The following is a 26,716-nucleotide window of genomic DNA, read 5'->3' as shown; positions in this document are numbered from 1 at the left end:
GACTTCGCCCCGACCACGCGCACATTCCGGCGAAAGAGGCGTCCGTGCCCTCCCCGGGATTGCAGCATTCCGTGCAGCGGAATGGTTGGTATCCATGGGGTCGCGGAGTCTATAGCCTCCCCTCGGAGACCAAGCCGGCGCTCTCGATCGAGGCGGCCCCTTGGACTCGAAGAGACGTTGCTCTCGAACGGACGTCGCTCTTGAAGACCGTACGGATGGCTGGAACAACCGAGGACAAAGGAGCGGATTGATGGGGCATGCACACCAGGACGTCGACGGCTGGTTCAGCGGCAAGGCGGCAGTGGTCACCGGGGGGTCGCGCGGCATCGGACGCGCCGTGGTCGGGCAACTCGCAGCACGAGGCGCGTCGGTGGTCCTCAACGGGCGCGATCAGGAGGTTCTGGATCTCGCGGTGAAGGAGATCCGGGAGGCCGGCGGCTCGGCGATCGGGGTTCAGGGCGACTTCACCGACCCCGACTTCCCCGCGAAGCTGGTCGGTGCCTGCACTTCCGAGTTCGGCCGAATCGACTTCGTGGTCAACAACGCGGCGGCCAGCGCACATTCGGGACGGGTCCTGGACTGCGACCGGGAAGCCTTCGCGACGACGATCCTGTCCAACACCTGGCCGGCCGTGTCGATCGTCCAGGCAGCCGTGGCGGCCGGTCTCCCGGACGGTTCGGCGATCGTCAACATCTCGTCGCTCGGTGCGCGACGCGTCCACGAACTGGCGGGTGTCTACACCGCCGGCAAGCTCGCACTCGAAGGTCTGACCTTCACGCTCTCACGCGAACTCGGACCGCGCGGTGTCACGGTCAACGCCATCGAACCCGGCATCATCAAGACCGATCTCGCCGGAACGATCTGGAGCGGCGACCGCGAAGCCGCGGAGAGCCGGCTCGTCCCGATGGGTCGTCTCGGACTCCCGTCGGACATCGCGAGCGCCGTGCTCTATCTCCTCGGCCCCGACGCGCGATGGATCAACGGCTCGGTGTTCCGCATCGACGGCGGCCGCTTCCATGTGGGGTTCGAGTCCGCCGACAAGATCGGCGTCTACGAATGACACCTCCCTCGGAGTTCCCCGAACCACAAGCGTGACTGCCGGAAAACCGGCAACCTTATCGAACGGATGGGTACAGAAAACATGACAGTAAGAGTTGGTGTGGTCGGCCTGAGCGCGGCGGGAAGCTGGGCGTCGTACTCGCATCTGCCCGCGCTGCGGGCCGTCGAGGGCTTCGAACTCCGCGCGGTGGCGACGAGTTCCCCCGAATCGGCGCAGGCCGCGGCCGAGAAGTACGGGGTGCCGTTGGCATTCTCGAGCGTCGCGGATCTCGCTCGCAGCGACGAGGTCGACCTCGTGGTGGTGGCGGTCAAGGTCCCCCATCACCGGGAGCTCGTCCTCGAGGCCCTGGCCGCGGGGAAGCCGGTGCTGTGCGAATGGCCCCTCGCCAACGGGGTTGCCGAGGCCGAAGAACTGGCCGCCGCCGCCGAGGGCAAGCGCTCGTACGTCGGCTTCCAGAGCACGGCTGCCCCCGCGGTGCGCTACCTGAAGGACCTGATCGCCGACGGATTCGTCGGCGAGGTGATCTCCACCAGTCTGATCGCGACGTCGGGCCCGTGGGGTGGGCCGGTCGGGACTCGCACCGAGTACCTGCTCGACAAGTCCAACGGCGCGACCCTGCTGTCGATCGTCTTCGGCCACCTCGTGGACTCGTTCAGCTACATCGTCGGCGACCTCACCAGCCTGAACGCCACCACCGCGGTGCGGCACCCCAAGGTGCTCAACACCGAATCCGGTCAGCTCGTGACCGCCACGGCGGAGGACGAGATCGCCGTGACGGGCACCCTCACCGGTGGCGCGGTCGCTTCGCTCCATCTCCGGGGCGTCAACGACCACTCCAGCAAGTTGCTGTGGGAGATCAACGGCACGGAGGGTCACCTTCGGATCGAGGGCACCGGGGCCACGCTGGCCAACCCGGTGACCATCCGGGGTGCGCGCGGCGATGCCGAGCTGAGCGAACTGCCGGTTCCCGACAGCTACGAGAGCCACGCGGATCTGGTCGGCCCCGCGCACGCCATGGCCCACGCGTACGACCGTATCCGCGCAGACCTCACCGAGGGCAACGGGCAGGCACCGGACTTCGCGCACGGCCTCCAGCGCCACCGTTTGCTCGACGCCATCGAGCGTGCCGCCGAAACCGGTGCACGCCAGGACATTCGCAACCAGTGAGCGAGGGCCGCATGAACTCGGACGACCAACTGCAGCAGTTGCTGGCCATCGAATCGATCAAGAGGATGCGTGCCAGTGTCGCGCGCTTCCTGGACACCAAGCGGTGGGACGATTTCGGGGACTGCTTCACGGTCGATGCCACGCTCGAAGCGCCCGAGGCGAATCTCCGCTGGGAGGGTCGGGCCGCGATCGTGCAGGGACTCGTCGCCGGCATGGGCGAGGTACGGAGCGTGCACCACCTGCACGCCCCGGAGATCGAGATCACCGGTCCGGACTCCGCGACGGGCGTGTGGGCCATGTCGGACATCCTCGAGCGCGACTCCCCGGCGGGGCCGACGACCATGGGCGGCTACGGCCACTACCACGAGAACTACGAACGGCAGGACGGAGTGTGGCGGATTCGATCGTTCCGCCTGGAACGACTCCGCATCGACAGCTGACACGTAGGTGGTTCGCCCCAGAGGCGATGGCGAGGCGCCGTCGGGATCATCCCGGCGGCGCCTCGTGGTTTCTCGCCCTCGGCGGGTCGCGCTTGACCTTGACACCGTGACAAGCACTTCACTGGTCGCCGAAGGAGGTGGCAGACCATGAACACCACACGCCATCTGAACGCCGCGTTGACCGACCCCCGCTCGTCCACCCGACTGCGGGCGGCACTGGCCGCAGGCACGCACGACGACCCGGCCCTCGTCGAGACCCTCGTCGCCAGGTGCGCGGTCGAGCCCGACTTCTTCGTCCGCGACATGCTGACGTGGGCGCTGTGCCGCCGGCCCGCCCAGCTCACCGTACCGAGGCTGCTCGACGAGCTCGGATCGGTGTCGCCGCAGGCCCGCAGTCAGGCACTGCACACGCTGTCGAAGATCGGCGACCGGCGCGCCTGGCCGGTGGTGTCGACGATGCTGCACGACCCCGACCACGAGGTCGCACGCAGCGCGTGGCGGGCCGCCGTGGCCCTGGTTCCCGACGACGAGAAGGGCGCGCTGGCAAGCACTCTCGTAACAGCACTCGGCCGGGGTGACGGGGACATGCAGCTGAGCCTGAGCCGCGCTCTGGCGGCACTCGACGAGGCCGCCTCGAGCCCCCTGGACGCCGCGCGCACGCACCCCGACCCGCGGGTCCGCGCGCACGCGGACGCGACGGAGCGGCTGCGCGCCGACCCCGACAGCGGATTCGCCGTCGAGGAGGCCAAACGTGTTGCGGTCGCGGGGCCGCAGGCGTAGGAGGGACGCATGCTGATCGGTGAGGTGTCGCGGCGCTCCGGGGTGAGTGCGCGCATGTTGCGTCACTACGACCGGTTGGGGCTCGTGCAGCCCACCGGACGCACGTCCGGCGGGTACCGCGAGTACTCGCCCGACGACATCCGCCGGCTCTTCCACGTGGAGAGCCTGCGGACGCTGGGGCTGTCGCTGGACGACGCGCGCCGGGCACTGGACGAGCCCGGCTTCGCACCGTCCGAGCTGATCGGCGAACTGGTCCGGCACACCCGGCAGCGGATCGCGGCCGAGCAGGAACTGCTGACGCGGCTCGAGCGGGTGGACGCCGCCGCGCCCGCGCAGTGGGGTGACGTGCTGAGGATCGTCACCCTGCTGCGCGGCCTCGAGTCGGAGTTCGAGGCGCGCCGGCAGCAGGCGGTCCTCTCGCAGGACGCCGAGTTGCCCGTCGACGCGCTCGTCGAGGCGGCGCTCGCCGAGGACGACCCGAACGTGGCCGGTGCGCTGCGCTGGTCGCTGGCCCGGTCCGGCGGTGACGGACTCGGCGGCCTGGCCGCCGGGCTCGAATCGGATTCCGTCGACGTCCGGCGCCGCGCCGTCGCCGCTCTGGGAGCCGTGCGCACCGCGGAGGCGACCGCCCTGCTGCGGCACGTGCTGGACGACCCCGACCGCGACGTGCGGGACCGGGTGGCGATCACACTCGGTGCACGAGGCGACGCCGACGCGATCCCCGCCCTCCTCGAGATGGCCGTCGAGGGGCGGCGGGACGTCGAGGCCGCCGAGACGCTGGGACTGCTCGCGGAGACCTCGGGGTCGGGCGAGGACATCGTCTCGGCTCTGCGCGGCGCGCTCGACGCCTCCGAGCCGGCTGCGCGCCTGCGAATCACGCAGGCGCTGGCCGAGATTCCGGGGCCGGCGGCCGTCGCGGCACTGGCTGCGCTGACCCGGGACGCCGACCGGACCGTCGCGGCCACCGCGGCGGCGATCGCCACCCGGCGCGGAGAGTGATCGAACTCGTGTTCGATCACTCGTAGGATGGCGCCGTGGAGCTTTCCCTGCAGGCGTCACTGTTCGACGACCCCACCGACGGCGCGCGGTTCGGACCGCTCGCCGACGGGATGCGCCGACGCCACCTCACCGCCGGCGCGTGGGTCGACGTCCTCCCCGGTTGGCTCAGCGGATCCGACGCGCTGTTCACCCACCTCGCGGACGCCGCGCACTGGCGGGCCGAACGCAGGCAGATGTACGACCGCGTCGTCGACGTGCCGCGGCTGGTGGCGTTCTACGACGAGGACGCCCCGCTCCCCGACCCGCTGCTGGACGAGGCGCGCGATCTGCTCAGCCGCCACTACCTGCCCGAGCTGGGGGAACCGTTCGCCACCGCCGGCCTGTGCTGGTATCGCGACGGCCACGACAGCGTCGCGTGGCACGGCGACACCATCGGCCGCAGCGCCACCGAGGACACGATGGTCGCCATCCTGTCCCTCGGTGCGGCGCGCCCACTGACCCTGCGACCCCGCGGCGGTGGCGAGGTGCTCAGGTTCGCCCTCGGCCACGGCGACCCGATCGTGATGGGCGGATCGTGTCAGCGCACCTGGGAGCACGCCGTCCCGAAGACGACGCGTCCCACCGGCCCGCGGATCAGCGTGCAGTTCCGGACGCGCGGCGTGCGGTGACGACCGCCTCGGCGAGGCGGTCCAGCTGCGCGGCAGTGGTGTTCCAGTCGATGCAGGCGTCGGTGATGGACCGCCCGTAGGTCAGCTCGTCCGCCTTGCCGAGCGTGAGGTCCTGACGTCCGGCCTCGATGAAGCTCTCGAGCATGATGCCGACGACGCCCTTCTCCCCCGCCGCGATCCGCGACGCGATGTCGGTGACCACGTCGACCTGACGCTCGTGGTTCTTCTGGCTGTTGCCGTGGCTCGCGTCGATCACGACACGCTCCGGCAGACCCGACTTCCCAAGACGCGCAAGGGTGTCCGCGACGGACTCGCGATCGTAGTTCGGGCCGGCGCTGCTGCCGCGCAGGATGACGTGGCAGTCGGGGTTGCCGACGGTGCGGATCAGCGCGGAGTGCCCGTCGAGGTCGGTGCCCGGGAAGACGTGACTGGCGCCGGCGGCGCGGGTGCCGTCGACCGCCACCTGCACGTCGCCCTCGGTGGAGTTCTTGATGCCGACCGGCATCGACAGCGCACTGCACAGCTGCCGGTGCACCTGGCTGGCGGCGGTGCGGGCACCGATCGAGCCGTAGCTGACCAGGTCGGCGATGTACTGCGGGGTGATCGGGTCGAGGAACTCGCAGCCGACGGGCAGCCCGAGTTCGGTGATGTCGACGAGCAGCTTGCGGCCGATCCGCAGGCCGGTGTTGATGTCGAAGGTGCCGTCCAGATGCGGGTCGTTGATCAGACCCTTCCAGCCCAGCGTGGTGCGCGGCTTCTCGAAGTACACCCGCATCACGACGTGCAGGTTGTCGCGGTGCTCCGCGGCCTTCGCCGCGAGCCGCCGCGCGTAGTCCGTCGCGGCCTCGGTGTCGTGCACCGAGCACGGCCCGACGACGACCATCAGCCGGTCGTCCCGACCGGTCAGGATGTCGACGGTGGCGGCGCGACCAGCGCGAACGGTGGCGGCCACGGCCTCGTCGGCGGGGTGCTCGGCGCGGATCTCACGCGGCGCGGCGAGCGGGGAGATCGAGATCGTCCGCTGGTCGTCGAGGTCGCGGGCGGTGTCAATCGTGAGGGTCATCAGTCGTCCTGTTCTGGTGGCTGCTTGGTGGAGGCCGACCCAGGAGACGTGATTGCATCCGCGAGCCGGTCTGTTCCGGCTCGGGGTGGAGAAGTCAGCGCGCGGTTACGCCGACCGACCCACCCGGGGCCGGCCTGCTAAACCAGAAATATGCGCGCTGCATGGCGGCCACTGTAGCAGGGCCTCAGGCGGGGTGTGTGAACGGCCACCCTTGTCGGCCATTCGTCAAGGTGGTCGGCGACTTCGTCATCATGGCTGGCCGAGGCCCGGGTGATGCGGCAGACTCGCTCCTCCCACCAGGTTGACGAGAGGATCACAGGTGTCCGGACAGCTCGATGAGGGACCGTTCTTCCATGGCACGATCGCGGACCTGCACGTGGGTGAGTTCCTCACCGCAGGCCGGCCGTCGAACTACCGTCCCGAGATCGTGATGAACCACATCTACTTCACCGCCGTCGTTGACGGAGCCGGCCTCGCTGCGGAGATCGCTGCAGAACTCTCGGAGAGTGACGCAATTCCACGGGTTTACGCAGTGGAGCCGACCGGGGAGTTCGAGAACGACCCGACGTGACCGACAAGAAGTTCCCCGGTAACCCCACTCGGTCGTACCGCAGTAGCGCCCCACTGCGGGTCGTCGGAGAGATCACCGAGTGGACGCGACTGACACCCGAACAGCTGCAGACCTGGAGAGATCGGCTGTCGGCGCTTCTCTCGAGCGAGCGTGGCGAGATCCTCAATTGAGGCGCACGTGGAACTGTCGTTGGACGCCTGGATCTGACACCCCGCGGCCAGAGCCCGGCCGCTGTCACACCCTCCGCAACCGACACCAGCGCGTTCGGTGATCATCGTTTCGACCGCCGTCGGCCTGGGTATCCACACGCTGACCCGCACGGTCGATCCTGACGCCCCTCCTCCGGAGATGAAGACAATGTCTACCTCTACCCACGGCCCCATCCACACCCATCCCGACATCGTCGAATTGCGTCAGCGCTACGACGAGGCGGCCGAACAACCACCCGCGCAGATCGCCGACGGGCTCATGCTCATCGCCGGCCTGTATGCGGCCGCGTCGGCCTGGATTGTCGGCTTCGCGGGGCAGATGTCGCTGACCATGAGCAATCTGATCACCGGACTCGCGATCGCGGCACTGGCGGTCGGTTTCCTGTCCGCATACGGACGCACCCACGGTATGACGTTCGTTGCCCCGGTCCTCGGGATCTGGTTGATCGTCTCTCCGTGGATCGTGGTCGGCGTGGACACAACCACCTCGATGATCTGGTCCAACGTGGTCGCCGGAGCGGCGGTCTGCATCCTTGCCCTCGCCATGGCCGCCACCGGCCCCAATCTCATGAGGCGCTCGCGACAGCGGTGAACCGAGGAGCCGGAGCGGTACGACTTGCGGCGACTACCGTCTCCTCGCGGACCCTGCCCGTCCGTTTCCAGGAGTGCTGCATACGTCGACTCCAGGCGCGCCCCTCCGGCCCGAACAAATGGCAACCATGGTGACGAGGCCGAACGCCGGTTTCGTCACCATAGTTGAGCCCTCGCGTCCTCGTGCGGCGCCTGTGTCGGTGTCTGCTTTCCAACCGCCGTCGCGGGCGATCGGGCAGGTCGTCAGGGTGGGATGTCGTGTCGGCCAATATGATCCAGGGGTTCGGGGAAGCTTGACAGGGCGTGCCCCTGCGCATGATCCGAAACAGCTGGTCCGTTCCACCCACACGACATTCCAGAGGAAGTGTTCATGAGCGTCCACAACTTCACCGTCGCGACCGCCGACGGCACCACCGAGGACCTGAGCGGCTACGCCGGCAAGTACCTGCTCATCGTCAACGTCGCCAGCAAGTGCGGTCTGACCCCGCAGTACGAGGGCCTCGAGGAACTGAACCGCAAGTCCGACGTTCTGGGCCTGCAGATCATCGGGTTCCCGTGCAACCAGTTCGCGGGCCAGGAGCCGGGCACGGACGCCGAGATCCAGGAGTTCTGCCGCATCAACTACGACGTCACCTTCCCGGTGTACGGCAAGATCGACGTCAACGGTGACGACGCGCATCCGCTGTACCAGCACCTGCGCGCCGAGGCGCCCGGCGACTTCGGCCCGGAGCACGGTTTCCTGTACGAGCACATCAGCAAGACGATGCCCGAGTCGATCGGCACGGACGCGGTGAAGTGGAACTTCACCAAGTTCCTCGTCGACCCCGAGGGCAAGGTCGTGCAGCGCTTCGAGCCGACCGTCCTGCCGGCGGACATCGAGGCGGCGCTCGCCGACCTGGTCTAGACGCAGCTCGGAATCCAGCTCACCGCCCCGGGGGACCGGACCGCACCGGTCCGGTCCCTCGGGGCGGTTCCGTGAGCGCCACAAGGACTGCCGATTCATCCACGCCTTCCGGAGCGCACACCACACGTCGGCGAACTCGGCTCCGAGTTCGTTGTCGCGCAACGACGAATCCGTCTCCCACGGCAGTCAGGCTCGACACCGCCGATCTCCCTCCTGCGGCGGCCGATTCCCAGTGACCGTCACGTGACCCGACGGCACGTTGGGGACGCGGAAGCGGTCCCGGGGACATGCTGCGAGGGTATCGGCCTCCTCTTCGACTGCGACACGAAAGCGGGTCGACAACAGGAGATTTCACGGCCTGTGGTTGACAATGAGTTGCCCGGGCGGCCGCCCGGAGCAACTGGGATCGGTCATTCCTACGGAAGGGGAAGGGTCATGTCCGAACCATCATCGACCAAGCAGGCGTGGGCGGAGGGTGCGACGCTCGGTGCCGCCATCATCATGGTGACCGTCGGCATCGTGCAGTTCTTCCAGGGAATCGCGGCCGTCGCCAAGGACGAAGTGTTCGTGGTCGGCATCGAATACGTCTACAAGTTCGACCTGACCACGTGGGGTTGGATTCACATCGTGCTCGGTGTGATCGTCGCGGTCGTCGGCTTCGCACTGTTCACGGGTGCGGGGTGGGCGCGGATCTCCGCGATCGTGGTCGCGGCGATCTCGATCATCGCGAACTTCCTGTGGATTCCGTACTACCCGTGGTGGTCGATCCTGATCATCGCGCTCGACGTCGTCGTGATCTGGGCCGTGTCGACCTGGAAGCCGGCCGCCGTCTGACACTCCGCGACCCGGCCCGATGCGCGTCAGCGCTCGGGCCGGGTCGTCGGGGTTACCGGGTCGGCGGGGACGCGGGGCAGGAGCGCCGCCGCGACGAAACCGACCGTTCCCGCGGCGGCCAGCACGATCATGGCGAGGGCGTACGACCGCTCCGGGGTGGCGGTGATCCCCGCGACGAGGACGGTGCCGGCGATCGCGGCGCCGAGGGACGAGCCGAGGTTGGACACACTCCGCGAGAGCCCGGATATCTCCCCCTGGAGGTGCTCCGCGAATGCGGACTGCACGATGTTGACCGACGGCGTGAGCATCACCCCGAGACCCAGACCGATCAGCAGGAGTCCCGGCACGAACGCCCAGGCGGTCGCCGCCCCGCGCACCATCGTCAGCAGGACAGCGATGCCGGCGATCACCACGACGAAGCCCGCCAGGACGAGGGTACGTTGCGCACAGCGTTTCGCGAGCCTTCCCGCCGCGAGGGACGCCACGAGAAGCCCGGCCGTTTCCGCGGTGAACACCACCCCGGTCTCGATCGCGTCGTACCCGCGCACCACCTGCAGGTACGCGGACACGACGAACGAGATGCCGGTCAGGAGCAGCCACTGGGTGTTCTGGGTGACCAGTCCCAGATTCGAGGTGCGGACGTGGAACAGCGCAGTCGACAGCAGCGCCTCTACCCCGGCGCGCTCCTTCGCTCGGGTGGCGCGGAAGAACCACACCAGTACGACGGCTCCGGTGGCGATCAGACCGACCATCAGCCAGGCGTTCTCGTCGGCGGCGAGAATGCCGGCCACCACGAGGACGAGGCCGCCCGCCGACAGCATCGCGCCGCCGGTGTCGAACGGTCGGTCGCGGTCCGCGGGCAACGGATCGGTGATGCTGCGGGCCAGCCACACGATCACCACGATGACCAGGGCCTGGAACACGAATGCCGCCCGCCAGCTGATCGCGGACGTGATCAGGCCCCCGATCAGCGGACCTGTGGCCGCGCCGATGCCTCCCATCGCGCTGATCGCCCCGAATGCGCGCGCCCGCGAGGTGATCTCGGTGAACAGCAGCGTCGTGAGGATGTACACCGGCGGGATGAGCAGTGCGGTGCCGACACCTTCGAGGATCGAGTTGCCGATGATCAGCACTCCGAGATTCGGCGCGGCCGCGCTGAGGAGGGCACCGACCGCGTAGACGACGAGGCCTACCGTGAAGCACCGCTTCCGCCCGAACTTGTCGGTCAGCTTGCCTCCCGGGATCATCAACGCCGCCATCACCAGGAGGAAGATCGTGATCGCGACCTGAACTCCCTGCACGGTGGTGCCCAGGTCCGTGCTGATGTCGCTGATCATCACGTTCATGTTCGAACCCGCGAAGCTGCAGATGAACTGGGCCAACGCCAGCGGGATCAGCACCCGGCGGAGGGTGGTGGGGCGCCGTACCGGCTCGTCTCGCGTAGTCATCTCGCACCTGCTTCTCGGTGTACAACGCCTGGTGCCACGGTTCGACGGTCGCTGACCCTACCCGCTGATCGCGGCCGCGGCCTGTCGAGTTCCGGCCTCCGGCGGAGGAGAGCGTCGATGCGCTGCGTGGAGCGCTTCGAGCGGTGACAATGGACCGGCCCGGCGTGACACCTGTCGTCACAACGGCGTCCGGCAGCGGGAGATCGGCATGCGCATCGAGGACTACGGGCTCGTCGGGGACCTGGAGACTGCAGCTCTCGTCAGTCGGGACGGCAACATCGACTGGCTGTGCCTGCCCCGTTTCGACTCGGCGTCGTGCTTCGCCGCCCTCGTCGGCGACGATCGGCACGGTCGCTGGAGCCTGTTCCCCGACTGTGAGATCCGAGGAAGGGCCCGACGCTACCGGCCGGGAACGCTGGTGCTCGAGTCCGAGATCGAGACCACCGACGGCGCGGTGCGCGTCATCGACTTCATGCCGCGGCGCGCGGACGGACCACCGCGGCTCATGCGGATCGTCGAGGGTATCCGTGGCCGGGTGCCGATGCGGATGCGGCTGGTGATCAGCCCCGACTACGGTTCCGTTGCACCCTCGGTGGATCCGGCGCCGGACGGGATCCGCGTCACCGCGGGACCGGACACGTTCCGCCTGGCCACCGTGGTGCCGCTGCGTGTCGACGACGGAGCCGTGGAGGCCGGCTTCACCGCCACCGAGGGGCTCCGCGCCCGATTCACCCTGTGCTGGCATTCCTCCTTCGAGGAGGCGCCGCCGGTCGAGGACGCCGACTCGGCGCTGGCCCGCACCGAGCAGTGGTGGCGGCAGTGGAGTGGGCGCTGCGTGTACTCGGGCCCCTACCGCGAGGAGGTGCTGACCTCACTGATCGTGCTCAAGGCCATGACCTCGGCGACCACGGGCGGGATGGTGGCCGCGCCCACCACCTCCGTTCCCGAGGACCTCGGCGGGGAGCGCAACTGGGACTACCGCTACTGCTGGCTCCGGGACTCCGCGCTCGCGCTCGAGGCGCTCCTCGACGCCGGGTACACCGACGAGGCGCTCGCGTTCCGCGACTATCTCACCCGCGTCGGCACCGGCGACCCCACGCAGATCCAGATCATGTACGGCATCGGCGGGCAGCGGCGCCTGACCGAGTTCGAACTCGACCACCTCCCCGGCTACGAGAACTCGAGGCCGGTCCGTGTCGGCAACGCCGCGTCCGAACAGTTCCAGCTCGACGTCTACGGCGAGGTGATCGACATGGCGTTCACCGGTGTGGAGATCCTCGGACGCATCGACCCCCGGTTGTGGCCACGGTGGCGTGCCGTGATCGAACACGTCGAGACCATCTGGCACAAACCGGACGACGGCATCTGGGAGACCCGCGGTCCCCGCCGGCACTTCACCCACTCCAAGGTCATGGCCTGGGTCGTCTTCGACCGCGCCGTCCGCATCGCCGAACGTCACGGCCTGCCCGCCCCGCTCGAGCGGTGGGCCGCCGTGCGCGACGAGATCCACCGCCAGGTCTGCGATCTCGGATTCGACCCGGAGCGCAACACCTTCACCCAGTACTACGGGTCCACCGAACTCGACGCCAGCGTGCTCACCATCCCCCTGGTCGGGTTCCTGCCGGGCACCGATCCCCGGGTCGGCGGAACCATCGACGCCGTCACCCGGGAACTCGGCCGCGACGGCTTCGTCTCGCGGTACTCGACAGCACAGACCGACGACGGCCTGCCCGGCGGCGAAGGACAGTTCCTCGCCTGCTCCTTCTGGTTGGTCAGTGCGCTGGCGATGAACGGGCACACCGACCAGGCGCGGGCCCTGTTCGAGCGGCTCACCGCCCTGAGCAACGATCTCGGTCTGCTCGCCGAGGAGTACGACGTCGCCCGCGGCCGCCTGGTCGGCAACTTCCCCCAGGCGTTCAGTCACCTCACCCTCATCGGCGCCGCGTACGCCATCGCCCACGCCGACGAACAGCACCACGACAACCCGATGTGACGTCACGGCACCGAGTTCACGCGGGCGCCGCGCCACCTGGCCGGGCACGACACTCGGACGAACGTCGCGATGCGAAAGTTGCCCGCCCGCAACGACACGCGCTGAACCGGTACGCCGACCCGGGTCGAAGGCCACCGGCCACCTCGGTCGTGTGCGGTCGGTCGGTGACAATCGGCCCTAACCCGTGGACCGGTCGCGGAGGGACACTGGTCTCGTGCACCGGAACCGGCACCGCGAGGGCCGGGGGTCGACGGGCCGAAACTGGAGACGACCGTGAACACCACCATTCCCGACGAGAACGTGATCCGAATTGCGGTGGACCTCGCCGGTCGTGCGCCGTCGGTCCACAACAGTCAACCGTGGCAGTGGGCGTACGCGGCGGGACAGCTGGAACTGCACGCCGACCGCAGTCGCCTGTTGCCGGAGGCCGATCCGACCGGTCGGCAACTCGTGGTCAGTTGTGGTGCGGCCTTGCACCACCTGGAGACGGCGTTGACCACACTGCGATGGGCGACGGACACCGTGCGACTTCCCGACGGCGCGGATTCCCTGCACCTGGCGACGGTACGTTTCCACCGGGATGCGCAACCACGGTCGCACGATTTCGATCTGCTCACCGCGATCCGGCACCGGTACTCCGATCGCAGGCCGTTCGGAGCGGTCGGCGGGAGCCGGCAGCTTCCGCACGCGTTGCCGGAACTGGTGGGTCGGCGCGCCGTTGCACTCACCGTTCTGCCGCCGGATGCGCGGCCGACGCTGGCCGCCGCGACCGCGGCGACGGCATCCGCACGCAGGTACGACTCCGCGTACCAGGCGGAGTTGCACTGGTGGACCGGTCATTCCGCGCCCTTCGGCGGCATTCCTCCGGAGGCGCTGGCAACGGCCGAGAGCCGTTCCCGTGTCGACATCGGTCGAGGATTCCCCGCCGGGGAGGACGACGACACCACCGGGGCGATCGACGCGGAGGCGATCGACCACTCGACGGTTCTGGTCCTGAGCACGGACACCGACGGACCGCGCGATTGGCTGCGCGCCGGTGAGGCACTGTCGGTGGTGCTGCTCGAAGCCACTGTCGACGAACTCGCGACGTGCCCGCTCACCCACGTCACCGAACTGCGGCAGAGCCGCGCGATGATTCGCGAACTCCTCCCCTCCGGCGGGTTTCCGCAAGTTCTCGTCAGGATCGGCGTCACGGCGAGAGCGGCCGCTCCCCGCCAGACCCCGCGGCGCCCCGTCGAGACGGTGCTGTCCGTGGGGACACCTCGCACCGGCCCGTGAGGGCGCCCGGACGCCCGGGCGCGTCAGGCCGAGGGCGGGGGCTCCGGTGCACGGGCCCGATCGAGCAGGATCCGACGTTCGGCGGCCGCGATCACGCGCCGGGTGCGGGCGGACACGTCCGGGGCCACCGACACCGACGTGATCCCCTGCCGGACCAGGTGCTCGGCGAACTCCGGGCTCGTCGACACCGCCTGCCCACACAGTGACGTGGTGAGCCCCGCACGGGTCGCCCGTCGGATGATCGTGTCCACGGCGTCGAGAACGGCCGGGTCCATCGTGTCGAACAGGTCCCGGCAGATCTCGGAGTCGCGGTCGACCCCGAGGACGAGTTGCGTGAGGTCGTTCGTACCGATCGACACTCCGTCGATGCCGAGGGTCGCGTAGTGCGGAATCCAGTAGGCGACCGACGGGACCTCGGCCATGATCCACCGCAGCATCCGCCGGTCCGACCCGAGTGGATGGGCGTCGAGGTGCCGCAGGCAGCTCTCGAGTTCCCACCGGGTCCGCACGAACGGAATCATCAGGTGCACGTTCGGGCTGTGCTGCCGGACGGCGTGGACCACGTCGAGGTCGAGGGCGAACAGCTCCGGCTCCCGCACGTACCGGTAGCAACCGCGGTAGCCGATCATCGGATTGTCCTCGACGGGTTCGGTGTCACCGCCGACGAGGTTCGCGAATTCGTTGGTGCGCAGGTCGATTGCGCGGTACACGACCGGTCTGGGCGCGAAGGCCGCGGCGATCCGACGGACCCCGTCGGCCATCTTCGCGACGTACTCGTCGCGGCGGCCCTCCGCGAGCAACGTCGCGGGGTGCGTCCCCTGCAGCGCGTCCATGATCATGAACTCCGCGCGCAGGAGTCCGACCCCGTCGACATCGGTCGCCGCGACCCGATCGGCGGCGTCCGGGGTGGCCAGATTGACGTACACCGCGGTCGCGGTGGTTTCGGCCCGCGCGGGTTCGGCAGCGAACGCGCCTGCCGGGGCCGTGACGGTGACGCGGGCCGGCGTGACCACGGCGCCCTCGGACACGGTGCCCGCATCGCCGTCGACAGTGACGACGCCGCCGTCGACGAGCACCGTCGTGGCGTTCCGGGTGCCGACGATGACGGGCCGGCCCAGTTCCCGTCCGACGATCGCGGCGTGGCAGGTGATTCCGCCGCCGTCGGTGACGATCGCCGACGCGCGACGCAGCGCGGGCAGCCAGTCGGGCCGGGTCATCGGGGCAACGAGGACGTCACCGTCGTGCAGCCGGTGCGCGTCGGCCACCGACCGCAGCACGCGTGCGGGACCGGACACCGTTCCCGGGCTGGCACCGAGTCCCTGAGCGAGAATGCGGCCGGTCGGCGCCGACGCCGTGTCGGCCTGCTCCCGTGCGGCGCCGAGGGTCGTGATCGGGCGGGTCTGGACGAGCCAGAGGTCGTCACCGGCGAACGCGAACTCGACGTCCTGCGGAGCCGCGTAATGCTCCTCCACCGCGGCGACCAGGCGCCCGAGGCGCTCGACCTGCTCGTCGGTGAGGACTCGTCTGCCGCGTTCGGCGATCGGGATCTCGACGCGGTGTTCGCCGGTGCCGTCGGCGGTGATCGCGAAATCCTGTGCGCCGACGTGTACGTCGAGCAACCGGTACCCGTCCTTGGCCACCACGTAGGTGTCCGGTTCGACCTCGCCGCCCACCACCACCTCACCGAGGCCGGCCGCCGCCTCGACCACGATGCGATCCCGGGCGCCGGTTCGCGGGTCGGCGGTGAAGGCCACCCCCGACCGGTCCGAGGGCACCATCGTCTGGACGACGACCGCGATCGCCGGCTCCGTCTCGACCGCCTGGACACTGCGATAGGTGAGCGCCCGCTCGGACCACAACGACGCCCAGCACTTGCTGACGGCCTCGACGAGGGCCTCCGGACCGACGACGTTGGTGAAGCTGTCGTGGATACCGGCGAAGGATGTGTCGGCGGCATCCTCCCCCGGCGCCGAGGACCGCACCGCGACCCGGACCTCGTCACCGAGGTCGTGGTAGGCCGATTCGATCCGGGCGCACAGGTCGTCGGGCACGGATGCACCGAGAACGAGGGCGCGCAGTTCCCGGGCGGCGACGGAGAGTTCTTCCTCCGTGGCCCCGGCGGGCGGGACGCTCCGGGCGCGCAGGGTGTCCCGCACGCCCGCACCGTCCATCGCGGCGAGGTAAGCGTCCTTGGTCACGACGAAGCCCGCGGGGACCGGGAAGCCCGAGCACGTCAGCTCACCGAGGTTCGCGGCCTTGCCGCCGACACCGGGTGTATCGGTCAGACGGAGGCGATCGATCTTGCGCAGCCAACGGTTCTCGACGGGTGCTGGGGTGGTGGTCATCGGAACTCCTCGTCGTCTCCTTCCAGCCAACACCGCAGCCGCGTCGATCGGACAGGGCCGAATGTCATCGCTGCGGCCGCGCCGAGACCGGCCGCCGACGCGCCGCACAGCCGTCGGACGGGCAGGAAGGGACGAACGACCCTTCCCCGCCCGGCCTCCGGTGGCGACGCTGGATTCGAGGGGAAGGAGCCGTCATGCACGCGCGACACATCATGAGCAGCCCGGTCACCACGGTCACCGAGGCGACTCCGATCGACGAGTGCCTGCGCATCGTCGAGGAGTCCGGGTTCACCGTCCTGCCCGTGGTCGACGACGCCCACAAGCTCGTGGGCATCGTCTCGGAGGGGGATCTGCTCCGGGAGAAGTTCCGCCGTCATCCCAGCCCCGACGCGTCGGCGGCGGAGACGATGACCAGTCCGGTGGTCGCGATGCGTCCGGACGCCGACGTCAGCGACCTCGCGTCCGCGATGCTGCGGTCGGGCCTGCGCGGCATCCCCATCGTCCAGGACCACGACATCGTGGGAATCGTGACCCGGCGCGACCTGATCGGTCTCCTGGCCATGGACGACAGTCACATCCAGCGCGAGGTGCAGCACCGGCTCGACGTGTACGCGGGGGCGCGCCGCTGGACGGTCGAGGTGCTCGACGGCCGGGTCGAGGTCGCCGGACTCACCGGGGACGACCCGGAAGCGGGGGTGGTCACCGCGCTCGCCGAGACGGTTCCGGGGGTGACGGCCGTCCGGTTCCCGCAGGGCTGATCCGCCCCGTCCGCCTCGCTCCTGTCACGTGTGTCGCGACGGGTGCGTGTCCCTGCCGTGGTCGGCCCGATCGTCCCCGTCCGCGACCGAGGTCCGGAAATCGGTGGCGACCGCGGGATCGGTCGGCGGCCGACGATCGACGTCCGGGCCGGGCACCACGGTCGTGTCCACATCGTCCGGACACAGCGTGAGCACAGCACGAAATCCGTCTACGAGCGACCGAATCAGCTCGTCGAGATCCGGCACGGCGACGACGTCGGCGTTCACCCCGACGCCGTACCGCGACGTGTGGGACAGCAGGGTCACGTTGAACGCCGACCCGAGGGTCGGGCTGAACGCGTAGAACCGGAGGATCTCCGCACCCGCCGTGAACAACCGCACCGGTGAACCGACCACGTCGGAGGCGACGAAGTCGACGTGCGCGAGCATCTCGCCCAACACCGACGCGGGAAGAAGGTTCAGCGCGCCGGCGATCACGGGAGAGAGCGACACCGCCGGCTCGTGACGCCACCGCCCGACGACCGCGTGGACGTGGCGGATCAGCTCGGCAGGGTCGTCGATGTCGGTCGGCAGTTCTAACCGTGCGAGCGTGATGCGGTTGCCTCCCACGGGGTCCCGTTCGGTGCGCAGGCTGATGGGCATGGTGAGCCGTAGGCGGGAGACGTCGCTTCCGTGGTGTCGGTGGTACCGGGCCATGCCGAGCAGGACCGACGCGAGGAAGGCGTCGTTGACGGAGCCCCCGGCCGTCGCGGCCGCGGTGTCGAGCGCCTGCGCAGGCACGTCCAGCACTGCGAGGTGTCGCCGCGTACTGCGCTCGGTCATCACCGGCGACAGCGTGCTCAGGACCGGACGGGTGAGCCGCATCGTCGATCTCACCGCGGCGACGCCCGCACGCAGGGCGCCCACCGGGTGGCGGGTGAGGCCGATGCCCTGCCGGGCCAGAGCCGTCGGCGCCCCCACCAACCGGATCGCTGAGTTCCGGTAGCCGCCGAACCGCGAGGACGCCCCCTCCGGTGTTGCCGGTGTGCCGACGGGCGAGACCTCCCGGCGACCGCCCTCCCGGCTGAAGTCCACGATCTCCCGGGTGATCTGCATGCCGCCGACTCCGTCGGTCAGGCTGTGATGCACCTTCATCACGAGTGCGGCCCGCCCGCCGTCGAGGCCGTCGAGCACGGTGAACTCCCAGAGCGGACGCTCCTTGTCGAACGCTGTCATCGCGCACACTCGGGCGAAGTCGAGCACCTCGGACCAGCCGCTGCCGGCGGGGAGCGCGAGACGGCGCAGATGCCAACTCGGGTCGAAGTCGGGGTCATCCATCCATCGGGGCGGAGCCGGCCGAAACCGGGCCGTGACGACCTTGCGCCGCAAGGCCGGCATCCGCTGCGTGCCGCGTTCCATCATCTCGACGAACCGCGGCCAGTCCGGTGGCCGATCGAGCAGCGCGACGGCGACGATCGTCGAACGCAGGATCGGATCCGACTCCATCCGCCACGACATGAAGTCCGTCTGTGTCATGTGGTTCATGGGGACCTCCACGGCGCTGCACCCCGCCGTTCCACAGTGTCCCGCGAACTCGTGCACCGTCACAGGGTCTTTCGACCTCGCGTTGCCCGCGTCCCCGCCGCCCGTGACGTTTCCCCGAGAACACCCGTGAGGTCGTTCGGCCCTAGCCCGCGACCGGGGTGAGCGGGTTTCATGACAGGCAGTGGCCCTGCGCCGCAGGGTTGTCCGAGCCGCAGGGTCGTTGAAGGAGGAATCGTCATGCGGACACTCGTCGTCTACGAATCCATGTTCGGAAACACCCGCCACGTCGCGGAAGCGATCGCGCGGGGTGCTGCCGCATCCGGTGCCGTCACAACCCTTCCGGTGTCCCAGGCCCGGCAGGAGGACCTGTCGGGATACGACCTGGTGGTCGTCGGAGGTCCGACGCATGCACACGGGATGAGCCGGCCGTCGACGCGACGCGGAGCGGTGAAGACCGCGAGCGACCCGGACAACGACGTCACGCTCGAACCTCACGCCGCGGACGACGGCATCCGGGACTGGCTCGCGTCCCTTCCGCACGGCCACGGCAACGCCGCCGCATTCGACACCCGGGGGCACGCGCCCGCGTTCCTGACCGGCAGGGCGTCCAAGGGAATCGGGCGCAAGCTCCGCCACCTGGGGTACGACCTCGTCGTCGACTCGGAGAGCTTCCTGGTCGACAAGCAGTCGCATCTCGAGGACGGTGAAGAGAACCGGGCCGAGCAGTGGGGACGGTCGCTCGCACGACAGGGCTGACCGCACGGAGCCCTCGACGCGTACACCCGGCGCCACAACCGGACTCGCTGCCGCTCCTCGGCAGCGAGTCCGGCCGCGGTGCACCCCCGGGACGGCTCAGGTCCTCTCTCCGGCGACGACGGTTCTCCTCGGCGGACCGGGACACGGGTCACCGCACCCGGTCGACGATCTCAATGCGAATGGACGATCAGCAGTGGACGGCCGACGGTGTGCAGCAGTGCCCGGCTCGTGGACCCGAGCAGCAGGCCGGCGAATCCGCCCCGCCCCCGACATCCGACGACCACGAGCTGCGCCTGCACCTGCGCCGACCGCTCGGCCGGTTCTCGTGCGGGCCGGTCCCTGGCTACGGCGCGAGTGACCCGAGCATGACACCGGTCACCTCGCCGAGTCCGCGCGACCCGCCCAGGGACGAAGGTCATCGTTCCCTCGTCATCGGTCGTGCCCGTCGCGGCGCGGTTCGTGCCGCCGGAATCGATCTCCCAGCCCTGCCCGCGGGGCGTGGAACTGAAGTACGGTGGGACTGGCTGCGAAGCTGCGGGCACGGAGGTTGCCGCATGATCAAGGTCTTTCTGGTCGACGACCACGAGGTGGTTCGTCGGGGTCTGGTCGAGCTTCTGGAGTCGAATCCCGACCTCGAAGTGATCGGGGAGGCAGGCAACTGCTCCACCGCGCTCGCTCGGATCCCTGCTCTGCGGCCGGACGTCGCCGTTCTCGACATGCGACTGCCGGACGGCGACGGGATCGAACTGTGCCGCGAACTGATGGGGCGGCTACCCGACCTGCACTGCCTGATCCTGACGTCCTTCACGGACGAGGAGGCGATTCTCGGCGCGATCCTCGCCGGGGCGAGTGGATACGTGGTCAAGGACATCAAGGGATTCGAACTGGTCCGGGCGGTGCACGACGTGGGTCTGGGCAAGTCCACGCTCGACTGCAACGCCACGGCCGCGCTGATGGCGAGGCTACGGGCCGGCGACCAGGAGGAAGGGAGCCCCTTCTCCGGGCTGTCGGATCAGGAACGGAAACTGCTCGAACTGCTCGGTGAGGGATTGACCAATCGGCAGATCGCAGCGCGAATGTTCCTGGCGGAGAAGACCGTCAAGAACTACGTCTCACGTCTGCTCACCAAGCTCGGGGTCGAGCGACGCACCCAGGCGGCGGTTCTGGCGACGAAGATCGAACCGAGGACGCGCTCGTGACGACGGCGGAGGCCGGCCGGTGATCCTCGGAGGGGACCGATCGTGACGAGGGACGATCCGGACGTCAGCGACCGATTCCTCGACGTCACCCGTGCGCGGGACCAGGTGGGCGGACTGCTCGCCGCGATGCTCGGAGTGGCCTCCGGCCTCGATCTCGACAAGACGCTGCGAACCATCGTCCATGCCGCGATCAGCCTGGTCGATGCACGGTACGGTGCGCTCGGGGTGCGTGGCGCAGGCACCGAGTTGACCGAGTTCATCTACGAGGGCATCGACGAGCACACCCGGGACCTGATCGGCGACCTTCCCCGCGGCCGCGGAGTCCTCGGTGTCCTGATCGCGAACCCCGAGCCGATCCGGCTGGCGAATCTCTCGGAACATCCTGCATCCGTGGGATTTCCGCGTAATCATCCGCCGATGCGAACCTTCCTGGGGGTGCCGGTCACCACCCACGACACCGTCTTCGGAAATCTGTACCTGACCGAGAAGGCGAACGGGCGACAGTTCACCGCGGACGACGAGGCCGTTCTCGAGGCACTGGCCGCGGCCGCGGGCATCGCGATCGAGAATGCGCGTCTGTACGCGCGGTCCCAGCGGGAGCGGGCCTGGCTGGAGGCGACCCGTGAGATCACCGTCGCGCTGCTCGGCGGAGACGAGCCGCCCGCGGTGCTCCAGCTCGTCGCGGACAAGGTGGTCGCACTGAGCGGATCGGACTGTTCCTTCCTCGCCGTCCCGGACGATCCCGACGCCGAGCAGGATGCGCTGACCGAACTGGTGGTCAGCGTGACCTCCGGAACGGCGCCCTCCCATCTGATCGGCCGCCGGATACCGCTGTGCGGGTCGGTACTGGGCGAGGCTTTCCGACGTCGCAGTCCGGCGCAGACCGACCGTCTGGATCTCGATTCCGACGGCGGCTCGACGCCCGTACCCGGTGCGGTGCTCGCGCTGCCGCTGCGCGCCGCCGGCGCGGTCTCCGGTGTTCTCGTGTGCCTGCGCGGTGCCGATCGTGAGCCGTTCACGTCCGAGGAGTGGGACCGGATGTCGGCGTTCGCCGATCACGCGGCCGTCGCCCTCCGCCTCGCGAACGCCCAACGGCAGATGCGTGAACTCGACGTGCTCGCCGATCGTGATCGGATCGCCCGGGACCTGCACGACCACGTGATCCAGCGCTTGTTCGCCACCGGACTGTCGTTGCAGGGGACGGTGCAACGCGCGAAGTCGCCCGAGGTGCACCGGCGGCTCGTCGACACGGTGGACGACCTCCAGGAGATCATCCAGGACATCCGCACCGCGATCTTCGACCTGCACGACGACGCCGACAGCGCCACCCGGCTGCGACGGCGGTTGCACAAGGTGGTCGCGGACACCACCGCCGACTCGGGTCCGAGGACCACGGTGCACATGTCGGGCCCGCTGTCCACGGTCACCGCGGACCTGGCCGACCATGCCGCGGCGGTGCTCCGCGAAGGGCTCAGCAACGTGACGCGGCACGCCCGGGCGACGGCGGTCACGGTCGCCGTCACCGTGGACGACGACCTGACCGTCGAGATCAGCGACAACGGACGCGGAATCGTGCCGGGCCCGCGTGGACGCGGCCTCGACAATCTCCAGGCGCGCGCCGATGCGGCCGGCGGCTCGATGACCGTCGACAGCACCCCGACAGGGGGGACCACGGTTCGCTGGCGGGCACCGGTGCACCGATGACCGGCACGGACGACGCGACCCGGCCCGTCATCGACCTGCGCCGGCACCACGTCGTCGTCTTCGACCTGGACGTGGTGACGCCGGTCGCCGACCGGTATCGGTCGATCGACGCGACGGCCGCGCTGGCGGACCGGCTGCGCGGCGCCGATGCGGCATGTGCGGTGTACTCGGCCGGACGCGAGTCGGCCCTGCTCGAGACGGCTGAGGTCGTGCGGTGTTTCTCGGCCCGCACCCGCACGGCCCGGCCGCAGGACGCCGTGGCCGAGCTCGGCATGTCGCTGTCGGGCGCCGTGCTCGTCGCCTGCGGCGAACACCTCCTCGACGCGGCCGCCAGCGCGGGATTCGCGCTCGTGATCGCCGTGGACACCCCGCAGCGCGCGGCCGAGTTGCTGCGACTCGGGGTCGACGCGGTCGTGCCGACGACGGCCGAGATCGACCTGCGAGCCGGTGACGCCTTCGTCACCGACATCCCCGACGCCCTCACACTCCGCGACGAGCTGGCCGCTCCGTTGCGCATCCGCAGGCCCACCGTCCTGCTGGACTTCGACGGAACCCTCTCCGAGATCGCGACCGAGCCCGCGGCTGCCGCCCTCGTCGACGGTGCGGCCGCCGCACTCGACCGGCTGGTGGCAGCGGACTGCACGGTCGCCGTGATCAGTGGACGCGATCTGACGGACGTGCGGGCGCGGGTCGGGGTGCCCGGCATCTGGTACGGCGGCAACCACGGGTTCGAGCTGTCCGGACCCGCGGGCCAACGGTACGAGAATCCCGATGCGGCAGCGTCGATTCCGGCGCTCGAACGGACCGCGCGGCGACTCGGCGAGCGGCTGCGGCACGTCACGGGGGCCCGTGTCGAACGCAAGCGGTTCACCGTGACGGTGCACCTGCGCACCGTCGCCGCCGAGCGGGTGGACGAGGTGGCGGCCGCAGTGCACGACGTGGCCGCCCCGGAGCCCACCCTGCGCGTCGTGGCCGGCCGCAAGGTGCTGGAACTGCGCCCCGCCGTCGCCTGGGACAAGGGCCGGGCGGCGCGGTGGCTGCTCGAGCACTTCGCCGATTCACCACCGACGCTCCCGCTCTTCGTCGGGGACGACCTCACCGACGAGGACGGCTTCGACGCGGTCACGCCCGGCGGTGCGGGGATCGTGGTGCGCAGTCCCGAGTCCGAGGATCGGCGGTCCGGCGCCCGGTTCGCCGTCGACGGGCCGGACGGGGTGCGAGAACTGTTGGAGCGCCTCGCCGATGTCGCGGACCGGGATCCGAGCGGCACGTCCCGGGGCGACGGCTGGATCGTCGAATTCGACGGGTACGACCCCGGCAGTGAGCGGCTGCGCGAAGCGCTCTGCACGGTGGGCAACGGGTACTTCGCCAGCCGCGGTTGCGCACCCGAGGCCGCGGCGGGCCCCGGCCACTACCCGGGCACCTACGTGGCAGGCCTCTACAACCGCCTGCACGAGGAGCGGGCGGGTGTGGCCATCTCGAACGAGAGCCTGGTGAACGCGCCGAACTGGTTGACGACGACGTTCCGCGTCGACGGCGGGCGGTGGTTCGACGTCGACGACGCCGACCTGCTCGCGTACCGGCAGACGCTCGACCTACGGCACGCCGTTCTCACACGCCGGTTCCGGTATCGGGACGGGGACGGACGGACGACGAGCGTCGTGCAGCGGCGGTTCGTCGCGATGGACCAGCCGCACGTGGCCGCACTCGCGACGACGCTGGTGGCCGAAGACTGGTCCGGCACGGTCGAATTCCGTTCGGCACTCGACGGTTCGGTGCGCAACACCCTCGTCGATCGGTATCGCGACCTCGCCAGTGACCACCTCGAACGACTGCACGCCGGCGAGCCCGCGCCGGATTCGGTCCTGTTGACCGTGCAGACCAGCCAGTCGCGCGTCCCGATCGCGACGGCCGCGCGCACGGTGGTGCGACGCGATCACGCCCCGGAGGAGGGCAGGCGGCGGTGGTTCGACTCCGCCGGTCTCGTGGGCCACGACATCTGCGTCGACGTCGAACGGGGGCAGTCCGTCACGGTGGAGAAGACGGTGGCCCTGTTCACCGGACGCGACCACGCGGTGTCCGACCCCGCCGACGCGGCGGTACGCCGGGTGGCCGGGCTGGGAGGGTTCGACGACCTCCTCGCCGGGCACGCGCTGGCCTGGGAACAACTGTGGGATCGGGTCGGCATCCACCTCGCCGACCACCTGGTGGCGTCTCGGATCCTGCGGTTCCACCTGCTGCATCTGTTACAGACGGTGTCCCCGACCACGGCCGACCTGGATGTGGGGGTGCCGGCGCGCGGGCTGCACGGAGAGGCCTATCGCGGCCATGTCTTCTGGGACGAACTCTTCGTCCTGCCGGTGTTGAACCTGCGGGTGCCGTCGTTGACGCGGGCCCTGCTGCGCTACCGGTACCGGCGGTTGCCGGAGGCCCGCCGCGCCGCCCGCACCGCCGGGCACGACGGCGCGATGTTCCCGTGGCAGTCGGGCAGCGACGGCCGTGAAGAAAGCCAGCAACTGCACCTCAATCCCCTTTCCGGACGGTGGCTTCCGGACGTCAGCTGGCGGCAGCACCACATCGGGATCGCGATCGCGTACAACGTCTGGCAGTACTACCAGGTCACCGGTGACGTCGAATTCCTCGCCGACCACGGAGCGGAGTTGCTGGTGGAGATCGCTCGCTTCTTCACGAGTCTGGCCTCGTACGACCGGGATCGCTCCCGGTTCGTCATCACGGGTGTGGTGGGCCCGGACGAGTTCCACACCGGGTATCCGGACGCGCCGTTCGACGGTGTCACGAACAATGCGTACACCAATGTCATGGCGGTGTGGGTGATCCGGCGGGCGCTGGACGCCCTGGACACGCTCTCCCCCGCGAACCGGACCGAACTGGTGGACGGGCTCCACCTGGGGGCCGGGGAGATCGCCCGCTGGCTCGACATCGGCCGACGCATGTTCGTGCCGTTCCACGACGACGTGATCAGCCAGTTCGAGGGATACGCCGACCTGGCCGAACTGGACTGGGACGGCTACCGGGACCGGTACCCGGACATCCGGCGACTGGACCGCATTCTCGAGGCGGAGGGCGACGACGTCAACCGCTACCGGGCCTCCAAACAGGCGGACGTGCTCATGCTCTTCTACCTGCTGTCCGCTGACGAACTGCGGGACCTGTTCGGCCGTCTCGGCTACCGGCTCGAGCCCGAAGCGATTCCCCGCACCATCGACTACTACATCGCGCGCACGTCGGAAGGGTCGACGCTCAGCGCAGTCGTGCACTCGTGGGTGCTCGCCCGCGCCAACCGCGACAGGGCGATGGAGTACTTCGAGAGGGTGCTCGCCTCCGACATCACCGACATCCAGGGCGGCACCACCGCCGAGGGAATCCACCTCGCCGCGATGGCGGGAAGCATCGACCTGGTGCAGCGGTGCTTCACCGGTCTGGAAACCCGCGGCGACCGATTGACATTCGGGCCGTACTGGCCGGAAAGCCTGGGCGCCCTGGAGTTTCCGATCTCGTACCGCGGGCACCGATTGTGGTTGACGATCACCGGCCGCGAAGTGCAGGTGAGCGCGGCCACCGGCGATCGACGGCCGATCGAGATCGAGTGCCGCGGCCGGACCGCGTGGCTGTTGCCCGGCGGCACCGTCACTCTCGGTTAGGGCATGTCTCCCAGTCCAGTGCGTCGACGCCAGGCACGACGACATCGGCGCCGCTGCGCACGAGCGCCGTCGCGCGCAGCGGCGGGGCGATGCCGACGACCAACCCGAAACCGCCGTGCCGAGCGGCCTGGACACCCGATTCGGCATCCTCGACCACGGCCGCGTCCGTCGGCGCTACCCCCAATCTCCGGGCCGCTTCGAGGAACAGCGCGGGATCCGGTTTCCCCGGAAGCCTCAGTCGGGCCGCCTCCAGTCCGTCCACCCGGACGTCGACGGCGTCGGCGAGACCTGCGGCGGAGAGTACCTCTGCCGCATGACGACTGGCGCTCACCACCGCGACCGGAATCCGTCCGTGACGCAGCCGGCGGATGAGACCGACGGACGGCGCGATCGGATGGGGCCCCTCCGCGGCGAGGAGGTCGCGGAACATCCGGTCCTTGCGCTCGGCGAGCCCGGCGACGGTGTCACGGTCGTCGCTGGTGGACGATTCGTCGAGGCTGATCGAGCGTGCCGACAGGAAGGACCGGGTTCCGTCGGTCCGGGTCTTCCCGTCGACGTAGGTCAGGTAGTCCTGCTCGGTGAAGTGCTGCTGCGTCGGGTCGTATCGAGCGAGGAACTCGTCGAAGACCGCGGTCCACGCGCGGCGGTGGAGGACAGCGGTGTCGGTGATCACCCCGTCGAGGTCGAAGATCACCGCACGCACCGCTCGACCGCACACCGCGACCAGAGACGGGGGCCGGGGCACGTGTGCCGACATCGTCTC

The 26,716-nt window shown here is 69.6% G+C and carries 22 protein-coding genes and 1 pseudogene; 17 read left to right on the top strand and 6 right to left on the bottom strand.

From position 1 onward, the window contains the following. The first annotated feature begins 250 nt into the window (after positions 1 to 250). From ACFYVR_RS07110 to ACFYVR_RS07085, 6 genes are all read left to right on the top strand, one after another. On the top strand, positions 251 to 1,060 hold the full coding sequence (locus tag ACFYVR_RS07110; RefSeq protein WP_387471088.1) for an SDR family NAD(P)-dependent oxidoreductase: 810 nt from the start codon (positions 251 to 253) through the stop codon (positions 1,058 to 1,060). An 81-nt stretch (positions 1,061 to 1,141) separates the two neighbouring features. Next, on the top strand, positions 1,142 to 2,227 hold the full coding sequence (locus ACFYVR_RS07105) for a Gfo/Idh/MocA family protein (RefSeq protein WP_387471086.1): 1,086 nt from the start codon (positions 1,142 to 1,144) through the stop codon (positions 2,225 to 2,227). Between the two features lie 11 nt (positions 2,228 to 2,238). Beyond that, positions 2,239 to 2,667, top strand: a complete 429-nt coding sequence (locus ACFYVR_RS07100) for a nuclear transport factor 2 family protein (RefSeq protein ID WP_387471084.1) — start codon at positions 2,239 to 2,241, stop codon at positions 2,665 to 2,667. A gap of 147 nt (positions 2,668 to 2,814) precedes the next feature. After that, positions 2,815 to 3,447 carry a HEAT repeat domain-containing protein gene (locus tag ACFYVR_RS07095; protein WP_387471082.1) on the top strand — a complete coding sequence of 211 codons (633 nt, stop codon included), beginning with the start codon at positions 2,815 to 2,817 and terminating at the stop codon, positions 3,445 to 3,447. A 9-nt stretch (positions 3,448 to 3,456) separates the two neighbouring features. Further along, the gene (locus ACFYVR_RS07090; RefSeq protein ID WP_387471080.1) at positions 3,457 to 4,446 is read left to right on the top strand and encodes a HEAT repeat domain-containing protein; all 990 of its coding nucleotides are present in this window, start codon (positions 3,457 to 3,459) and stop codon (positions 4,444 to 4,446) included. A gap of 35 nt (positions 4,447 to 4,481) precedes the next feature. Then, the gene (locus tag ACFYVR_RS07085; RefSeq protein WP_387471078.1) at positions 4,482 to 5,114 is read left to right on the top strand and encodes an alpha-ketoglutarate-dependent dioxygenase AlkB; all 633 of its coding nucleotides are present in this window, start codon (positions 4,482 to 4,484) and stop codon (positions 5,112 to 5,114) included. Here the strand turns inward: ACFYVR_RS07085 and ACFYVR_RS07080 are convergent. Beyond that, positions 5,080 to 6,177, bottom strand: coding sequence for a 3-deoxy-7-phosphoheptulonate synthase (locus ACFYVR_RS07080; protein ID WP_387471076.1), 1,098 nt, complete (start codon positions 6,175 to 6,177; stop codon positions 5,080 to 5,082). The two genes, ACFYVR_RS07085 and ACFYVR_RS07080, sit on opposite strands and share 35 nt — an antisense overlap. A gap of 319 nt (positions 6,178 to 6,496) precedes the next feature. Between ACFYVR_RS07080 and arr the strand changes: the two are divergent. From arr to ACFYVR_RS07060, 4 genes and pseudogenes are all read left to right on the top strand, one after another. Then, positions 6,497 to 6,918, top strand: a pseudogene (gene arr, locus ACFYVR_RS07075) (NAD(+)--rifampin ADP-ribosyltransferase). 187 nt (positions 6,919 to 7,105) lie between these two features. After that, positions 7,106 to 7,549, top strand: coding sequence for an SPW repeat protein (locus ACFYVR_RS07070; protein WP_387471210.1), 444 nt, complete (start codon positions 7,106 to 7,108; stop codon positions 7,547 to 7,549). Between the two features lie 369 nt (positions 7,550 to 7,918). Beyond that, the gene (locus tag ACFYVR_RS07065; protein ID WP_387471074.1) at positions 7,919 to 8,452 is read left to right on the top strand and encodes a glutathione peroxidase; all 534 of its coding nucleotides are present in this window, start codon (positions 7,919 to 7,921) and stop codon (positions 8,450 to 8,452) included. 435 nt (positions 8,453 to 8,887) lie between these two features. Further along, entirely contained in the window at positions 8,888 to 9,286 is a 399-nt protein-coding gene (locus ACFYVR_RS07060; protein ID WP_387471072.1) for a hypothetical protein, read from the top strand. 26 nt (positions 9,287 to 9,312) lie between these two features. Here ACFYVR_RS07060 and ACFYVR_RS07055 read toward each other — a convergent pair whose 3' ends face one another. Next, complete coding sequence (locus ACFYVR_RS07055) at positions 9,313 to 10,734, bottom strand: MFS transporter (protein WP_387471070.1); 1,422 nt, start codon at positions 10,732 to 10,734, stop codon at positions 9,313 to 9,315. Positions 10,735 to 10,942: 208 nt separating this feature from the next. Between ACFYVR_RS07055 and ACFYVR_RS07050 the strand changes: the two genes are divergently transcribed. Both ACFYVR_RS07050 and ACFYVR_RS07045 read left to right on the top strand, forming a co-directional pair. Continuing rightward, entirely contained in the window at positions 10,943 to 12,727 is a 1,785-nt protein-coding gene (locus ACFYVR_RS07050; protein WP_387471068.1) for a glycoside hydrolase family 15 protein, read from the top strand. Positions 12,728 to 13,000: 273 nt separating this feature from the next. Further along, entirely contained in the window at positions 13,001 to 14,005 is a 1,005-nt protein-coding gene (locus ACFYVR_RS07045) for an Acg family FMN-binding oxidoreductase (RefSeq protein ID WP_387471066.1), read from the top strand. A gap of 23 nt (positions 14,006 to 14,028) precedes the next feature. On the opposite strand, the gene ppsA is transcribed toward ACFYVR_RS07045, so the two are convergent. Further along, complete coding sequence (gene ppsA / locus ACFYVR_RS07040) at positions 14,029 to 16,350, bottom strand: phosphoenolpyruvate synthase (RefSeq protein WP_387471064.1); 2,322 nt, start codon at positions 16,348 to 16,350, stop codon at positions 14,029 to 14,031. Between the two features lie 194 nt (positions 16,351 to 16,544). Here ppsA and ACFYVR_RS07035 point away from each other — a divergent pair, with 194 nt between their 5' ends. After that, a complete protein-coding gene (locus tag ACFYVR_RS07035) occupies positions 16,545 to 17,108 on the top strand; it encodes a CBS domain-containing protein (RefSeq protein WP_387471062.1) in 564 nt (187 codons plus the stop codon). 24 nt (positions 17,109 to 17,132) lie between these two features. Here ACFYVR_RS07035 and ACFYVR_RS07030 read toward each other — a convergent pair whose 3' ends face one another. Next, positions 17,133 to 18,632 (bottom strand): wax ester/triacylglycerol synthase domain-containing protein, encoded by a 1,500-nt coding sequence (locus ACFYVR_RS07030; RefSeq protein ID WP_387471060.1) that lies wholly within the window; start codon positions 18,630 to 18,632, stop codon positions 17,133 to 17,135. 237 nt (positions 18,633 to 18,869) lie between these two features. Between ACFYVR_RS07030 and ACFYVR_RS07025 the strand changes: the two genes are divergently transcribed. Next, the gene (locus tag ACFYVR_RS07025) at positions 18,870 to 19,388 is read left to right on the top strand and encodes a flavodoxin family protein (RefSeq protein ID WP_387471058.1); all 519 of its coding nucleotides are present in this window, start codon (positions 18,870 to 18,872) and stop codon (positions 19,386 to 19,388) included. Between the two features lie 170 nt (positions 19,389 to 19,558). On the opposite strand, the gene ACFYVR_RS07020 is transcribed toward ACFYVR_RS07025, so the two are convergent. Continuing rightward, positions 19,559 to 19,930, bottom strand: coding sequence for a universal stress protein (locus tag ACFYVR_RS07020; RefSeq protein ID WP_387471056.1), 372 nt, complete (start codon positions 19,928 to 19,930; stop codon positions 19,559 to 19,561). A gap of 12 nt (positions 19,931 to 19,942) precedes the next feature. On the opposite strand from ACFYVR_RS07020, the gene ACFYVR_RS07015 reads away from it, so the two are divergent. From ACFYVR_RS07015 to otsB, 3 genes are read left to right on the top strand one after another with little or no spacing between them, the layout of a single operon-like run. Next, entirely contained in the window at positions 19,943 to 20,587 is a 645-nt protein-coding gene (locus ACFYVR_RS07015; protein ID WP_387471054.1) for a response regulator, read from the top strand. Between the two features lie 42 nt (positions 20,588 to 20,629). After that, positions 20,630 to 22,291: a GAF domain-containing protein gene (locus ACFYVR_RS07010; RefSeq protein WP_387471052.1), complete on the top strand. Its 1,662-nt coding sequence runs from the start codon at positions 20,630 to 20,632 to the stop codon at positions 22,289 to 22,291. Next, the gene (gene otsB / locus ACFYVR_RS07005; RefSeq protein WP_387471050.1) at positions 22,288 to 25,953 is read left to right on the top strand and encodes a trehalose-phosphatase; all 3,666 of its coding nucleotides are present in this window, start codon (positions 22,288 to 22,290) and stop codon (positions 25,951 to 25,953) included. The genes ACFYVR_RS07010 and otsB overlap by 4 nt, the downstream gene beginning before the upstream one ends. Here the strand turns inward: otsB and ACFYVR_RS07000 are convergent. After that, a complete protein-coding gene (locus tag ACFYVR_RS07000; RefSeq protein ID WP_387471048.1) occupies positions 25,940 to 26,710 on the bottom strand; it encodes a beta-phosphoglucomutase family hydrolase in 771 nt (256 codons plus the stop codon). The genes otsB and ACFYVR_RS07000 overlap by 14 nt on opposite strands. Positions 26,711 to 26,716: the final 6 nt, after the last annotated feature.

Source organism: Rhodococcus sp. NPDC003318 (assembly GCF_042879035.1).
Taxonomy (GTDB): Bacteria; Actinomycetota; Actinomycetes; order Mycobacteriales; family Mycobacteriaceae; genus Rhodococcus_G.
Note: the sequence above shows the minus strand (reverse complement) of the source record. Positions and strands in the feature narration are given on the sequence as shown.

Bases quoted from the DNA above. Each gene is read 5' to 3' on its own strand.
- ACFYVR_RS07070 (WP_387471210.1), top strand. From the start codon at position 7,106: ATGTCTACCTCTACCCACGGCCCCATCCACACCCATCCCGACATCGTC.
- ACFYVR_RS07050 (WP_387471068.1), top strand. From the start codon at position 10,943: ATGCGCATCGAGGACTACGGGCTCGTCGGGGACCTGGAGACTGCAGCT.
- ACFYVR_RS07025 (WP_387471058.1), top strand. From the start codon at position 18,870: ATGCGGACACTCGTCGTCTACGAATCCATGTTCGGAAACACCCGCCAC.
- ACFYVR_RS07110 (WP_387471088.1), top strand. From the start codon at position 251: ATGGGGCATGCACACCAGGACGTCGACGGCTGGTTCAGCGGCAAGGCG.
- ACFYVR_RS07105 (WP_387471086.1), top strand. From the start codon at position 1,142: ATGACAGTAAGAGTTGGTGTGGTCGGCCTGAGCGCGGCGGGAAGCTGG.
- ACFYVR_RS07100 (WP_387471084.1), top strand. From the start codon at position 2,239: ATGAACTCGGACGACCAACTGCAGCAGTTGCTGGCCATCGAATCGATC.
- ACFYVR_RS07065 (WP_387471074.1), top strand. From the start codon at position 7,919: ATGAGCGTCCACAACTTCACCGTCGCGACCGCCGACGGCACCACCGAG.
- ACFYVR_RS07015 (WP_387471054.1), top strand. From the start codon at position 19,943: ATGATCAAGGTCTTTCTGGTCGACGACCACGAGGTGGTTCGTCGGGGT.
- ACFYVR_RS07060 (WP_387471072.1), top strand. From the start codon at position 8,888: ATGTCCGAACCATCATCGACCAAGCAGGCGTGGGCGGAGGGTGCGACG.
- ACFYVR_RS07095 (WP_387471082.1), top strand. From the start codon at position 2,815: ATGAACACCACACGCCATCTGAACGCCGCGTTGACCGACCCCCGCTCG.
- ACFYVR_RS07055 (WP_387471070.1), bottom strand. From the start codon at position 10,734: ATGACTACGCGAGACGAGCCGGTACGGCGCCCCACCACCCTCCGCCGG.
- ACFYVR_RS07090 (WP_387471080.1), top strand. From the start codon at position 3,457: ATGCTGATCGGTGAGGTGTCGCGGCGCTCCGGGGTGAGTGCGCGCATG.
- otsB (WP_387471050.1), top strand. From the start codon at position 22,288: ATGACCGGCACGGACGACGCGACCCGGCCCGTCATCGACCTGCGCCGG.
- ACFYVR_RS07030 (WP_387471060.1), bottom strand. From the start codon at position 18,632: ATGAACCACATGACACAGACGGACTTCATGTCGTGGCGGATGGAGTCG.
- ACFYVR_RS07000 (WP_387471048.1), bottom strand. From the start codon at position 26,710: ATGTCGGCACACGTGCCCCGGCCCCCGTCTCTGGTCGCGGTGTGCGGT.
- ACFYVR_RS07035 (WP_387471062.1), top strand. From the start codon at position 16,545: ATGCACGCGCGACACATCATGAGCAGCCCGGTCACCACGGTCACCGAG.
- ACFYVR_RS07080 (WP_387471076.1), bottom strand. From the start codon at position 6,177: ATGACCCTCACGATTGACACCGCCCGCGACCTCGACGACCAGCGGACG.
- ppsA (WP_387471064.1), bottom strand. From the start codon at position 16,350: ATGACCACCACCCCAGCACCCGTCGAGAACCGTTGGCTGCGCAAGATC.